We start from the raw sequence: 14,396 nt of genomic DNA on the forward strand, positions 1-14,396 counted from the left end.
CGGGGCTACCAATTGGTGGCCCCTATTTAACTTGCTTTACAGTCCAGAATTTCAATTTCTGGAAGGAGTGTAGAGGTATGGGTCATTTACTAACAAAAAAAAGGATTAAACATTTTGAAATAATCTTAAAAATAAGTGAGCGCTGTAATATAAATTGTGATTATTGCTATGTATTTAACAAAGGAAACTCAGATGCTGATAACAATCCAGCTAGAATTTCCAATAAAAACATTGGTCATCTAGCCAATTTTTTACAACGAGCCTGTTTGGAGTATGAGATTGATACTTTACAAATTGATTTTCATGGTGGAGAACCACTACTAATGAAAAAAGAACACTTCGCCAATATGTGTATTCAATTAATTTCAGGTAACTATTGTGGCTCAAATATCAGGCTCGCATTGCAAACCAACGGCATACTTATTGACGATGAATGGATATCGTTATTCGAAAAGTATTCAGTGAATGTCAGTCTCTCAATTGACGGCCCTAAACATATTAATGATCGTCATCGCCTAGACACCAAAGGGCGTAGCACTTATGAAGGCACTGTTCGTGGCCTCCGTCTGCTTCAAAGTGCTTATCAACAAGGTAGGCTCCCCTCCGCCCCTGGAATTTTGTGTGTCGCTAATGCTCAGGCAAACGGCGCTGAAATCTATCGACACTTCGTTGACGATTTGGGTGTTTACGGTTTTGATTTTCTAATACCTGATGACTCTTACAACGATGTGAATATTGATCCTATCGGAATTGGTCGATTTCTCAATGAGGCGTTGGATGAGTGGGTGAAGGACAATAATCCCAAGATGTTTGTTCGCCACTTCCAAACGCACTTTGCCAGCCTACTCGGTGTAAAAAATATTGGTATTTTAGGGCAGTCATCAAATATCACTGGGATATATGCCTTTACTGTCGGCTCAGATGGCTCTATACGTGTGGATGATACCTTACGATCAACATCAGACCGAATATTCAATACTATTGGCCATATTTCTGAAATCAATCTGTCTGATGTATTAAATAGTCCACAAGCCCAAGAATATTCTTCCATTGGACAATGCCTGCCAAACGAATGTAAAGGTTGTATTTGGGAAAACATCTGTACCGGTGGGCGTTTAGTCAATCGATTTTCATCTGAAGAGCGCTTTAAGCACAAGTCCGTTTATTGTTATTCCATAAGAAGTTTTCTAAGCCGCGCATCTGCCCATCTACTGAATATGGGCATCAAGGAAGAACGTATTATGACATCAATTTGCCAATAACTGGATACATGGTGAAGGAGCGCCTTCAAATTGATTAATAGACACCCTATTTTCAGACCGGAAGCTATAGAACATAGTTTTCATCATTGGCTAGGTAGCCCGCAAGTCATTACCCCTGTTGGCGCGTCTATTTGGGTCATGCTCGCACTGGCGCTTATTATCGGCCTCATTGCATTTTTGGTCGTAGGTGATTACACGCAAAGAGTCACTCTGACCGGTACCGTTATTCACCACCCTGCCGTGGCGCGAATAACCCCCTCTCATGATGGAGTTATTGTCAGCAGCTTCGCTGCGGAGGGGAAAATGGTTCGTGCAGGGGAGGTGATTTTTATCGTGAACATGGAAACGCAAACAGCGAATGGCGGCACAAAACATCAAATAACTTCATCATTAAAATCTCAGAAAGCCACCATTGAGCGAGAAATAAAACTCAAATCAGCGGCAGCAGATACCGAGAAAAGCTTTCTTGCCCAGAACCTAAAAAATAAAGAAGTTGAACTGCAAAAAATGAATGGTTTGCTTACTCAATCAGCACAACAAACATCATGGTTACTGAAAAAAGCAGAGCACTTCAAGAGATTAGTTCACAAAGGGATAGCCCTTGAAACAGAACATATGAGCCGCCGCTCCGAGTATTACAATGCCTCAATTCAGCTTGCTGCCTTCCAACGAGAAAAGGTGAAACTACAGGGGGAAATTATCAGCATCAAAGCTAGGCTAGCAGTAATTCGCAACGAGGTTGAGTCCTCACTAGAGATGTTACTCCGGCAGACTGCACGGTTGGACCAAGATTTAGTATCGGTTGAAGAGCGACGAGAATTGCATGTAACATCGCCTATTACTGGCACATTAACCGGTATTACAGGATTAACCGGCCACACTGTTCAGGCAACCCAAGAATTGGCAAGTGTTGTACCAGCATCGGGGCACGCCGAAGTGGAGATTTTTGCCACTGCCGAAGCTATCGGTGAATTACGTGAGGGCCAGTCAGTAAGATTGCGCTTCGACGCCTACCCCTACCAATGGTTTGGGCAATATAGCGGCACAGTAAAGTCAATTTCGGCTACCTCAATCGAGCAAAACTTAGATGTAAATAGAGGGCAGGCTCGTCAGTTGCCACTGCGGTATTTCCAAGTGCGAGTGAGTCCTAAAAATAACGGGGTACTTCTGGCAGGGAAAACCTATCCTCTACGTCCAGGAATCGGTGTTGAAACTGATATCTTCATCAGGAAACGACCACTCTACCAATGGTTACTTTTTCCCCTCAAAAATAGTCATATCACCACTCAAAGTAAGCCGAGAGATGCCGCATGAAAAGTTACTTTTCTCCTCTCCGACAACGCTTGCCACTAGTGATGCAAACCGAGGCAACAGAGTGCGGGCTGGCCTGTATGGCGATGATTGCAAGCTATTATGGTCTTAACATGGATCTCCATGCCCTGCGTAAACACTTTCAAGTGTCGCTGAAAGGGATGAGTTTGCGGAATCTTATCGTGCTTGCCGATCGCTTATCCTTAGGTTCGCGTCCCGTGCAGGCTGATATGGACAGCGCTCATCAGCTAAGAACCCCCTGTATCCTGCATTGGTCATTTAACCACTTTGTGGTACTGAAAAAATTTTCTCGCCACGGAGCCATCATCCTAGACCCAGCCAAAGGTGAACGCCGAATTTCTTTTACTGAGTTATCCCAGCATTTTACCGGTATCGCACTTGAAGTTTGGCCTAATCAGAATTTTCAGCGCCGGACTGAAAAAAAAACCATTCGGCTGCTGGATATGTTCAAAAATGTATCAGGGTTGCCACGGGCTTTAACCCAAGTATTAACCCTTTCGCTATGCATCGAACTTCTTGCTATGGTCGTACCGATGGCAGCTCAATTCACTATCGATATGGTGTTAAAGTCTGGCGATATTGATTTGGTATCACTGATAACTTGGGGAATTATTGCTTTATTGCTCTTTAGAGCCTTGTTCAGCCTAGTTCGAGCTTGGGCGGTTATCTCTGTTAAATACACATTGGGCATCCAATGGAACTCTGGACTTTTTAGTCATTTGATCCGATTACCTGTGTCCTATTTCGAAAAGCGCCATATTGGTGATGTCAGTTCACGCTTTAACTCGCTGTCAGTTGTGCAAGATGCTTTTACCGCGGAAATGGTGGCATCGCTGCTGGATATTGTGGTGATCATTGGGCTGTTCTTTCTGATGTGGGCCTATAATGGCCAGCTCGTAGTCATTGTTGTATTGATATCCGTTCTCTATGCTGCCATCAAATTCTTTCTTTTTGGTGCCTATCGTTCTGCCAATCTGGAAGCTATTGCTCACGAAGCTAAACAACAGTCGCATTTCCTCGAAACCATTCGCGGAATCGCGTGCGTCAAAATCTTTGATCTAGTTGAACGTCGGCGATCTGATTGGCTCAATTTAGTTATCGATGAAGCTAATGCCAAAGCCTACCTTTTTAAAATAGATCTGGCGACACAGACTATAGGTCTTTTGTTAATCGGCTTGTCCTCGGCGATAACATTATGGTTAGGAGCTAAACTGATCGGTGAAGGCACAGCGACTACAGGCATGCTGTTTGCTTTCTTGATTTATTCGGATATGTACATCACTCGAACCATACGAGTCATTGATTCTATTATCAAACTACGTTTGATTGATATGCACAGTGAGCATCTCTCCGACGTCGCGCTTGCCCTTCCAGAGCTTGAAATAGGTGAGAAAAATGTGGCTACGCCCAATACCATTGCTGGCGACATTGAAGTTAAGGGCCTGAGTTATCGCTATGGCGACGGTGAACCCGCCGTATTTGAAAATGTGTTTCTGTCTATCAAGGCCGGGGAAAGCATTGCCATAATCGGGCCATCGGGTTGCGGTAAATCAACCCTCCTTAAAATAATGGGGGGTTTAGCGCCTCAGGAAAGTGGCTCTATTTTATTAGATGGCGTAGATGTACAACGATTGGGTTTAGGCGTCTACCGTAAAAGCATTGCCTATGTATTACAAGAGGATAGGCTCTTTGCCGGATCCTTGCTTGATAACATCAGTTCATTTGATATTCATCCTGAAAATGAATGGGTATTTGAATGTGCTCGCATGGCATCAATTCATTCTGAGATTGAAGCCATGCCAATGAAGTATGAAACGATGGTCGGCGACATGGGGAACACTCTATCCGGTGGGCAGCGCCAACGTATCTCTCTGGCTCGAGCTTTATATAAACGCCCACGAATATTATTTCTTGACGAAGCAACCAGTGACTTGGATATCGACAACGAAACTCGAATTAATGATTCGATACGTGCGTTGAACATAACCCGGGTTTTTATCGCCCACCGCCCAACAATGATTGCCATGGCGGATAGGGTATTTGATCTCAGCAAAAATGTTGAAATGGAAAAGGATAATCCTCATGCTTTTTTTATCCAATAAATATATCAGAACGATGATAATTAGCCTCTTATTCTCCGTATTTTCACTGGCGGCTCCCGCAGCTCACACTGCCGACTCGGTCATGCATATGCCTTTTGAATGGGATGACACTTCAGTACCAGTGGTCAATGTTGAAATCAACGGCATGCGACAAACTTTTATGATCGATACTGGCGCCACCATTGCCCTACATTTATTCAAGGATGTCATGGCGCAACTTCCCGGCTTAATACCAGAACCCGGTAAACAGCGCACGACTGACTTGACAGGGAAAATATTTTTAAACGATAAATTCCATATTCCACAACTTTCGATTAATGGCATGACATTTAAGGATGTGAAAGGAATATCATTGGCTACCCCTCGAGGAATGCCTCTCACATCAGATAGCATCATTCCTCATACCATGATGATTGGGTTGGATTTATTCAAGGAAAAGGCGGTGCTTATTGATTACAAAAATCAGCGGCTGTCGGTTGCTGATACTACCCAAGCGTTAGGCATTAATATGGCTGATGGATGGATCTCACTGCCGTTACGAATGACGCAAGAAGGGATTGCAATCAACGTGTTGAAGAATTTAAAAGAATACAACATGGTGGTTGATACTGGCGCAACCGTCTCTGTATTTTGGAAAGAAAGAATTAAAAACCCGTTTGTTAGCATATCCTGCCAAGAAGTCATGACGGGGATGAAACATGAAGGATGTGTCGCATCAGATTTCCAACTTAATGAAATGGGCACCAAGGAAATTAATTTTAAAGCAGTTCTGTTAGACGGAACATTTAATCAGATGGATACAGATGGGCTAATCGGGAAAAACTTTCTTGATAAATTTGCCTTACTAATCGATTTTCCCGCACAAAAAATATTCATCAAGAAATTTAAGAACTCGTAGAGAAATATAGCGTTCTTAAGAATTATTGAAATTTTCTGAGCACAAAAAAAGGGAGGCTTTCGCCTCCCTTTTGCACTCCCCTGACCTGAATTAATGGTTACGGATGTACTCGTCCATATCTGTTTTCAGGTTATCAGATTTAGTCCCGAAGATGGCTTGAACGCCTGAGCCTGCAACCACAACACCCGCAGCACCCAATTTCTTCAGACCCGCTTGGTCAACCTTGGAAACATCCGCCACGCTGACGCGCAGACGAGTGATACAAGCATCCAGGTTAGTGATGTTTTCTTTACCGCCGAACGCTTCGACCAGTGCAGCTGACATTTCGGTGCCGCCCTGTACCGTTTGTTCAGTCGCGTTGTCTTCACGGCCTGGTGTTTTCAGATCCAGTTTAGCAATCAGCACACGGAAGATAGTGTAGTACACCAGACCGTAGCAGATACCCACCAGAGGGAACAGCCAAATACGGCTGCTATTGCCGCTCAGGACGACGAAGTCAATCAAGCCGTGGGAGAAGCTGGTACCGTCACGCATCCCAAGCAGGATACAGATTGGGAATGCCAGACCAGCCAGAATTGCATGGATAACATACAAGATTGGTGCCACGAACATGAAGGAGAATTCGATTGGCTCGGTAATACCGGTTAAGAATGAGGTCAGTGCTGCGGAGATCATGATCCCGCCCACTTTTGCCCGGTTTTCCGGTTTAGCGGAGTGCCAAATTGCAATCGCAGCTGCAGGTAAGCCGTACATTTTGAACAGGAAGCCGCCAGACAATTTACCCGCAGTTGGGTCACCCGCCATATAGCGTGGAATATCGCCGTGGAATACCTGACCTGCCGCATTGGTGTATTCACCAATTTGCATTTGGAATGGTACGTTCCAGATATGGTGCAGACCGAATGGAACTAGCGCACGTTCAACAACGCCGTAAATACCAAAGGCAACGACTGAGTTCTGATAAGCAGCCCACTGAGAGAATGTCTGGATCGCAGTACCGATAGGTGGCCATACGAATGACAGAATCACGCCCACAAAGATCGCGGTAAAACCAGAGATAATCGGAACGAAGCGTTTACCCGCAAAGAAGCCCAAATATTCAGGTAGCTGAATACGGTAGAAGCGGTTAAACATATAAGCGGCTATTGCACCTGCAATAATCCCGCCCAGTACCCCGGTATCCGCTAAATGCTTGGCAGCAATTTCTTCTGCTGGCAAATGCAAGACCAGCGGTGCGACAACAGCCATGGTTTTCACCATGATGCCATAAGCAACAACTGCCGCTAACGCGGACACACCGTCGTTATTGGTAAAGCCAAGTGCAACGCCAATAGCAAAGATTAATGCCATGTTAGCAAAAACGGAACCGCCCGCTTCTGCCATTACGTGAGAGACTACCGATGGTAGCCAGCTAAAATTCGCGGAACCGACACCCAGCAGAATACCTGCGATGGGTAAAACGGATACCGGTAGCATTAGCGATTTACCTACCTTTTGTAGGTTTGCAAATGCGTTCTTAAACATAGTTGAGTGAGCTCCTGAGTAATAGTGCTTTTTTCTGCTTTTTCTCGCGTTTATTGGCGTTACAAAGGGGGGAGTAAGCCTTTGCGAATAAGGGTGTCTAAAGCACCCTTTTAATTTTTACGAAGAGTAAAATAAATAGCCTGCTTAATGTTTGATGGCAGTCACGTTTCTTTCAAGAAAGCGCCTAATTTGGTTCAAATCGCGCATTTTTTGTAAAAAAACGTCAACAAGACCTGCCCTCACCCAATAAATCGGGTGAGAACATTACTCGTTTCGGCGATTAATTACGAGCTTAAAAAAAAGTATTATTAAGGAAGTTGGGGCAAACCACTGGAGAGGTTCGATGATTCCAGATGAAACAACCGGCAGAAGTTATCTGTGGTGGCCTGAGCCAATGATGCCAAACTCACGCCTTTCAGTACCGCCATATACTCTGCAACATCACGGACATAGGCTGGCTGATTCTCTTTACCACGATGAGGGACCGGAGCCAGATAAGGTGAATCCGTTTCAACAAGTAATCTGTCCAGCGGCACATAACGGGCAACATCGCGCAATTGTTCGGCATTGCGAAATGTGAGGATCCCTGAGAAAGAGATATAGAAACCTAAGTCTAACAAGGTAGCTGCAGTCGCTTTATCCTCTGTAAAGCAATGTAAAACGCCACCGCAGTCTTGCGCCTGCTCTTCGCGCAAAATGGCCAATGTGTCTTCACGAGCATCACGGGTGTGCACAATCACTGGCTTATTTAATTTACGACCAATACGTATGTGCTCGCGAAAAGAGGCTTGTTGTAGCGGGATATTGTCTTTCTGATAGAAGTAATCCAGCCCAGTCTCGCCCATTGCAACCACATTATCTGCTGCCGCCAAATGTTCAAGTTGCTGAAAATCATAGCCACCATCAAGGTTCAGCGGGTGAACACCACAGGAAAATGCGACATTCTTCCGCTCTCCGATGAGGGATGTCATGGCCGAAAAGCCCGGCAATGTCGTGGCAACCGCCAGCACAAAACCGACACCTCGCGCATTCGCTTTGGCCAATACATCATCAACACTGCTGTGCAGCGTTTGGTAATCAAGGCTATCAAGATGACAATGAGAATCGACTAACAACATAATAATCCAAGTTTTCTAGATATCTAATGAGGATGAGGAGGAATAAGCGCCTGTCGTCAGGGCCGTTTCCCAATTGAGCAGTAGCTCGGTGAGTAATAATTCACGATTAACACCGACCACAGATAATAATTGATGGCGGCAATGACTCAGCGCTTTTGCTGATTGAAGCAATACCGGTGTGGTCGCCATTTGCGCCAACTGTTGCACCAGCGGCAATTGATCCTGATTGACGGCAAACTCCCCTGCACCTTGTTGCCACTTCAAAGCATCCAACACCAACGAGGAGAGCCATTGTAAACGTTCTGGCGCGTCATCATGATTAAGTGGTGGTAACAACGACAGTAAATCCGTATTGTGCAGTGCGTTGCTCAGTACGCTGCACAGAGAAGTTCTGATAGCCCAGTTATCCGGTTGCAACAAACGTTCTGCCGCCAACGGCGCACCTTCACTCAATTTTAGAGCGGCGAGCATTGAGACTGGTTCAGCCTGAATCTGTCGATTAAGCCATTGCAGACTCAACACGGTATCAGGGCAAGCCAAGTGCCAGTAAAAGCAACGGCTGCGCAAGGTAGCTAATAAACTGGCGGGCTGATGACAATCCAGCAGGAAATAGGTTTTCTCTGGTGGTTCTTCTAACGTTTTCAGCAAAGCATTCGCTGCTGCATCGGTCAGCAATTCAGCATGAGGGAGCCAGACGACTTTTGCGCCGCCTTGCTGGGCATGAGAATAAAGTTTTTCAATTTGCTGGCGTACCAGTTCAACGCCGATGCTACTTTTGCCTTTTTCGGGTGCCAGCACATGCCAGTCAGGATGATTACCCGCCAACATCAACCGGCAACTGTGGCATTCACCGCAGCTTTTCTCGCCCTGACGTTGTTGACACATCAACCAGCGGCTAATGCCATAAATCAACGCCTCTTCACCATTTCCGGGCAAAGAATGTAGCAATAATGCATGATGACCACGCTCGGCAATCTGCTGCCCTACCCATTGACGATAAGGCGCGGTCAGCCATGGATACCATTTCATTATGCCGTTTCCAGATGTGCCAACCATTGCTTAAGTGCCTGGCTGATAGCGTCACTAACCTGCTCCAGAGGTTGGGAGGCATCAATAGTTTTGATGCTGGAGTCTGCGGCAGCTAATTCAAGATAGCGTGCACGAGTACGCTCAAAAAAAGCCAATGACTCTTGTTCAATACGATCTAACTCACCACGGGCACGGGCACGCGCTAGGCCAACAACCGGTGGTAGATCCAAATACAGAGTCAAATCGGGGCGAAACTCACCCAATACTGTGTCACGTAATGAGGCCATGAGTTGACTATCAATCCCTCGACCTCCCCCCTGATAAGCCTGTGATGATAAATCATGGCGGTCACCGACCACCCAACACCCTTGAGCCAGTGCCGGTTTAATCACATTTTCAACCAATTGTACGCGGGCTGCATACAACATCAGTACTTCAGCTTTATCCGTCAGGACTTCACCATCAATGCCTTGCTTAATTAAATCACGTAGCTTTTCCGCCAGTGGCGTCCCCCCCGGCTCGCGGGTAAAGACAATATCGTTAATCCCTTGGGCACGTAATGTGGCAACCACTGTATCTCTGGCGGTGGTTTTCCCTGCCCCTTCAAGCCCTTCAATAACGATAAATTTACTGTTCATTTTTATCCTTTAGCGATTGGCGATAAACCCGTACCGCTTGGTTATGACTGGCTAAATTAGTGGTAAAGGTATGACCGCCCTTGCCGTCGGCTACAAAGTACAGATAAGGCGTTTTGGCCGGATGCGCAGCCGCAGTTAACGATGCCAGCCCCGGCATAGCAATCGGCGTCGGCGGTAAGCCGGAAATAGTGTAAGTATTATAAGGCGTCGGGGTATCTAAGTCTTTACGACTAATGTTGCCATTATACTTGTCACCCATACCATAAATTACCGTCGGATCGGTCTGCAGGCGCATCCCAATGCGCAAGCGGTTGATAAAGACCGAGGCGACTTTGGTTCTTTCTTCATTTACCGCTGTTTCTTTTTCAATGATTGACGCCATGGTAACCAGCTCGCTGGGGGTCTTGTACGGCAACGACTTGTCTCGCCCTTGCCAAATTTCATCAACCGTTTTTTCCATTTTTGCATGGGCGCGTTTGAGCAATGCCAAATCGGTGGTGCCAGCAGTGTATGAGTAAGTATCAGGGTAGAGCCACCCTTCAGGGTGTTCAGTGTCGTTCAATCCCAGCAAGACTGCGATTTCAGCATCACTTTTACCGTCTAACACATGCTTTATATATTTTGATTGCTGTAATTCATCCAGCCAATCGCGTAGCCGCTTGCCTTCAACAAAGCGTACTGTAAATTGTGCTTCCTTACCGCTGGCGAGCAGTTCTAGCATACCGCGCACGGTCATACCGGGGGTAAAGCGGTAAGTTCCGGCTTTAAACTGAGCCAGCTCAGGCTCCAGGCGCAGAAGCCACGGGAACCAGCGAGTGCTTTTAATCAGATGGTCGCGTTGCAGTAAATTCTCCAATCCAACCCGCCCCGTTCCCGCTGGCAGTTTAAAAAGGGTTTCTTGCTGAATAGCCAACGGCTGGTCCGCGAACTCTTGTACTCTCTGGTAACCCAATAGCAGCAACCCTAAACAGATAACAACAAACAGGATTAACGCTCTGGTGCTTTTTATTTTCATCGGGCGGCCATCTTCACATTAAAGGTCGTCATAAACACTGTCATTCATACATCACAGCAATGTTGATTGAGAAAATCAAACAACTGCCGCGAGTGATAAACCCACTCATTGGCACGGCTCACCGGCAGTAGCGGCATCAGTGCGTTACACACAATGACCTCATCGACATCAGCCAGCACACTCACCGGTTGCGCCACAATTGCGACGTGCCTGCCCCGCGCAGCCAAACACGCTATAATGTTTTGGCGCATAATGCCATCAACACCTGATTGGCTCAGGTCCGGAGTAAAAATCTTATCACCTTTACGCCAGAATAAATTAGCCGCACAGCATTCCACCAGCATGCCTTCAGTGTCAAGCACCAGCGCCTCATCCGCATCTGTCTGTTCAAGATGCGCACGAATCAAGACTTGTTCTAGTCGATTCAGATGCTTAACACCTGCCAGCAATTGACTTCGCGCCAAGCATATCGGGCTCAGTGTCAGCGAGATCCCGCGCTCACGCCAACTATCATATTGAACCGGATAGTCGCTGAGAGACATAATTCGTGTCGGGTGTTGGCATGCGGTACCACTGTAACCACGCCCTCCAGTTCCCCGGCTGATAATCACCTTCAGCACACCATCTTCAGTATGACTTGCCGCTTCAACCATTTCCTTGGTCAGGGCACTCCAATTTACAGTGGGCATGAATAGCCGCTTAGTGGCCTGCTGTAAGCGCGATATGTGTTTATCAAGCCAGACAACACGACCATCAGAGACTCTTGCGGTGGTAAAGCAGCCATCACCAAACTGAACAGAGCGGTCTGAAGCTGAAATCAAACTTTGTTCAATGCCATTAATCCAGAACATTCAGATTCTCTTTAAATGGAATGGGTACAGTATCAGATTTAAGCCAATAGCTATTTTAAGACAATTTTTATGGCGGGATGTTATGAATAATGCGTAGCGCACTTAATAAAAGACCCGGAGAACCGGGTCTTTTTAGCCGTTGGCATTACACAGTACAGGTTATACCTTGCGGAAAACCAAAGAACCGTTAGTACCACCGAAGCCAAAGGAGTTACACAGGGTGTATTCCATATCTTTTACCTGCCGAGCGTCATGCGGAACAAAGTCCAAATCACAACCTTCATCTGGATTATCCAGATTGATAGTTGCAGGAATGGCCTGATCTCGCAGAGCTAACACAGTAAAGATAGACTCGACTGCACCTGCTGCACCTAACAAATGCCCAGTCATGGATTTGGTGGAACTGACCATCACTTTATAGGCATCTTCACCAAATACAGACTTAACTGCCTGCGTTTCGGCTTTATCGCCAGCAGGAGTTGATGTGCCATGGGCATTGATATAGCCGATTTGCGATGTGCTCACACCCGCGTCACGTAATGCATTTACCATTGCCAGAGCTGCGCCAGAACCATCTTCCGGTGGCGAGGTCATGTGATAAGCATCGCTGCTCATACCGAACCCAACAACTTCAGCATAGATTTTTGCACCACGTTTTTTCGCGTGTTCGTACTCTTCCAGCACCATCATACCTGCGCCATCACCCAGCACGAAACCGTCACGGTCTTTATCCCAAGGGCGACTTGCCGCCTGTGGATTCTCGTTGCGAGTCGATAATGCGCGAGCAGCACCAAAACCGCCGACACCGAGTGGCGTACTGGCCTTTTCAGCCCCACCCGCCACCATAACATCAGCATCATTGTAAGCAATGATACGAGCTGCGTGACCGATGTTGTGCACACCAGAAGTACATGCCGTGGCAATAGAGATGCTTGGCCCACGCAGACCATACATAATGGTCAGATGGCCGGCAATCATGTTAACAATGGTTGAAGGCACGAAGAATGGGCTGATTTTGCGTGGCCCACCGTTCACCAGCGAGGTGTGGTTTTCTTCAATCAGACCCAAGCCACCAATACCGGAACCAATCGCGGCACCGATACGTGAAGCATTGGCTTCTGTTACTTCAAGCCCGGAGTCTTGCATAGCTTGCATGCCCGCAGCGACACCGTACTGTATGAAAGCATCCATTTTGCGTGCATCTTTACGCGAAATGTACTCTTCACAATTAAAATCTTTTACTAAGCCAGCAAATCGCGTTGCATAGGCACTAGTATCGAAATGGTCGATCAGGCTGATGCCACTCTGCCCGGCAAGAACAGCTTTCCATGTGGATTCGACTGTATTACCGACAGGAGACAACATGCCCAGTCCAGTCACAACAACTCGACGCTTAGACACGGTTGTCCTCCAAGGAGGGAAAATAACACTTAGGACAAAAAAAACTTAGGCGGTCGAGTGACCGCCTAACTATCTAAACTTAAAGCATGTACGCTTACTGCTGGTTAGCGTTGATAAAATCAATAGCTGCCTGAACAGTAGTGATTTTCTCTGCTTCTTCGTCTGGAATCTCAGTATCAAATTCTTCTTCCAGAGCCATTACCAGCTCAACGGTGTCCAGAGAATCCGCGCCAAGATCTTCAACGAAAGAAGCGCTGTTCTTCACTTCGTCTTCTTTAACACCCAGTTGTTCAACGATGATTTTCTTAACGCGTTCTTCGATAGTGCTCATACTCTTAAATTTCCTATCAAAACTCGCTTTCGCGATGGTTTTCGTAGTGTATAAAATGTTGAAAAAGATGCAACTAAATCTAGGCTGGTCAAACCACGATTTTACGCTATTTTGCGGTTTTCACCTCAAATAACGCAAATACTTTCGTGATTTTTAAATCATATACATGCCGCCATTGACATGTAATGTTTCACCAGAGATGTAGCTGGCCTCGTCAGAGGCTAAAAATGCAACAGCGCTGGCGATTTCTTTTGCTTGCCCAAGCCGGTTAGCTGGAACCTGGGCTAAAATGCCTGCGCGTTGATCATCTGTCAACGCCGTCGTCATGTCCGTCTCAATAAAGCCAGGTGCCACAACGTTGACAGTAATGCCACGTGAAGCAACCTCACGCGCCAAAGACTTGCTAAAACCAATCAGACCCGCTTTAGCTGCCGCGTAGTTAACCTGCCCTGCATTGCCCATTGTCCCAACTACAGACCCAATGGTGATGATACGCCCAAACCGCTTTTTCATCATAGCGCGCATTACCGCTTTTGACAGGCGGAATACGGAAGTCAGATCAGTGTCAATAATATCTTGCCACTCTTCATCCTTCATACGCATCAGCAGGTTATCACGCGTAATACCTGCATTATTCACTAAAATGTCGACTTCTCCAAATTCCGCACGAATCGTTGCCAAAACTGACTCGATTGACGCGGGATCTACGACATTCAGCATTAAACCTTTGCCCTGCTCACCCAGATAGGCGCTAATCGCTTCTGCGCCCTTTTCACTGGTCGCCGTACCAATAACACGGGCACCACGTTCAGCCAATAATTCTGCAATCGCACGACCAATACCGCGGCTAGCGCCTGTGACTAGCGCAATTTTTCCTTCGAAGCTCATGTTACCC

The 14,396-nt window shown here is 46.5% G+C and carries 13 protein-coding genes; 4 read left to right on the plus strand and 9 right to left on the minus strand.

All coding sequences use genetic code 11. From position 1 onward, the window contains the following. Nucleotides 1-77: 77 nt before the first annotated feature. The 4 genes from xyeB (at nt 78) to HUZ92_RS03045 (ending at nt 5,594) form a co-directional block, all read left to right on the plus strand. Nucleotides 78-1,262: a cyclophane-forming radical SAM/SPASM peptide maturase XyeB gene (gene xyeB / locus HUZ92_RS03030; RefSeq protein WP_145579684.1), complete on the plus strand. Its 1,185-nt coding sequence runs from the start codon at nt 78-80 to the stop codon at nt 1,260-1,262. Nucleotides 1,263-1,400: 138 nt separating this feature from the next. Further along, nucleotides 1,401-2,576, plus strand: coding sequence for an HlyD family secretion protein (locus HUZ92_RS03035; RefSeq protein ID WP_235896654.1), 1,176 nt, complete (start codon nt 1,401-1,403; stop codon nt 2,574-2,576). Next, nucleotides 2,573-4,696, plus strand: a complete 2,124-nt coding sequence (locus HUZ92_RS03040; RefSeq protein ID WP_145579685.1) for a peptidase domain-containing ABC transporter — start codon at nt 2,573-2,575, stop codon at nt 4,694-4,696. The genes HUZ92_RS03035 and HUZ92_RS03040 overlap by 4 nt, the downstream gene beginning before the upstream one ends. Further along, nucleotides 4,677-5,594 (plus strand): aspartyl protease family protein, encoded by a 918-nt coding sequence (locus tag HUZ92_RS03045; RefSeq protein WP_050097257.1) that lies wholly within the window; start codon nt 4,677-4,679, stop codon nt 5,592-5,594. The genes HUZ92_RS03040 and HUZ92_RS03045 overlap by 20 nt, the downstream gene beginning before the upstream one ends. Nucleotides 5,595-5,684: 90 nt before the next feature. Here the strand turns inward: HUZ92_RS03045 and ptsG are convergent, their stop codons facing one another. From ptsG to fabG, 9 genes are all read right to left on the minus strand, one after another. Beyond that, nucleotides 5,685-7,118 (minus strand): PTS glucose transporter subunit IIBC, encoded by a 1,434-nt coding sequence (ptsG, locus tag HUZ92_RS03050; protein WP_050097216.1) that lies wholly within the window; start codon nt 7,116-7,118, stop codon nt 5,685-5,687. Nucleotides 7,119-7,426: 308 nt separating this feature from the next. Next, nucleotides 7,427-8,236 carry a metal-dependent hydrolase gene (locus tag HUZ92_RS03055; RefSeq protein WP_050139671.1) on the minus strand — a complete coding sequence of 270 codons (810 nt, stop codon included), beginning with the start codon at nt 8,234-8,236 and terminating at the stop codon, nt 7,427-7,429. Nucleotides 8,237-8,251: 15 nt separating this feature from the next. After that, nucleotides 8,252-9,265 carry a DNA polymerase III subunit delta' gene (gene holB / locus HUZ92_RS03060; protein ID WP_145579686.1) on the minus strand — a complete coding sequence of 338 codons (1,014 nt, stop codon included), beginning with the start codon at nt 9,263-9,265 and terminating at the stop codon, nt 8,252-8,254. Beyond that, on the minus strand, nt 9,265-9,903 hold the full coding sequence (gene tmk / locus HUZ92_RS03065; protein WP_050097213.1) for a dTMP kinase: 639 nt from the start codon (nt 9,901-9,903) through the stop codon (nt 9,265-9,267). The genes holB and tmk overlap by 1 nt, the downstream gene beginning before the upstream one ends. Further along, nucleotides 9,893-10,918 carry an endolytic transglycosylase MltG gene (gene mltG / locus HUZ92_RS03070; protein WP_050097212.1) on the minus strand — a complete coding sequence of 342 codons (1,026 nt, stop codon included), beginning with the start codon at nt 10,916-10,918 and terminating at the stop codon, nt 9,893-9,895. Before mltG ends, tmk begins: the two co-directional genes overlap by 11 nt. A gap of 44 nt (nt 10,919-10,962) precedes the next feature. After that, nucleotides 10,963-11,769: an aminodeoxychorismate lyase gene (gene pabC / locus HUZ92_RS03075; protein ID WP_145579687.1), complete on the minus strand. Its 807-nt coding sequence runs from the start codon at nt 11,767-11,769 to the stop codon at nt 10,963-10,965. A gap of 159 nt (nt 11,770-11,928) precedes the next feature. Continuing rightward, nucleotides 11,929-13,170: a beta-ketoacyl-ACP synthase II gene (fabF, locus tag HUZ92_RS03080; RefSeq protein WP_072086455.1), complete on the minus strand. Its 1,242-nt coding sequence runs from the start codon at nt 13,168-13,170 to the stop codon at nt 11,929-11,931. A gap of 94 nt (nt 13,171-13,264) precedes the next feature. Beyond that, nucleotides 13,265-13,501 (minus strand): acyl carrier protein, encoded by a 237-nt coding sequence (acpP, locus tag HUZ92_RS03085; protein ID WP_002220787.1) that lies wholly within the window; start codon nt 13,499-13,501, stop codon nt 13,265-13,267. A gap of 153 nt (nt 13,502-13,654) precedes the next feature. Then, a complete protein-coding gene (gene fabG / locus HUZ92_RS03090; protein ID WP_004713222.1) occupies nt 13,655-14,389 on the minus strand; it encodes a 3-oxoacyl-ACP reductase FabG in 735 nt (244 codons plus the stop codon). Nucleotides 14,390-14,396: the final 7 nt, after the last annotated feature.

This window comes from Yersinia vastinensis (assembly GCF_902726565.1).
GTDB lineage: Bacteria > Pseudomonadota > Gammaproteobacteria > Enterobacterales > Enterobacteriaceae > Yersinia > Yersinia vastinensis.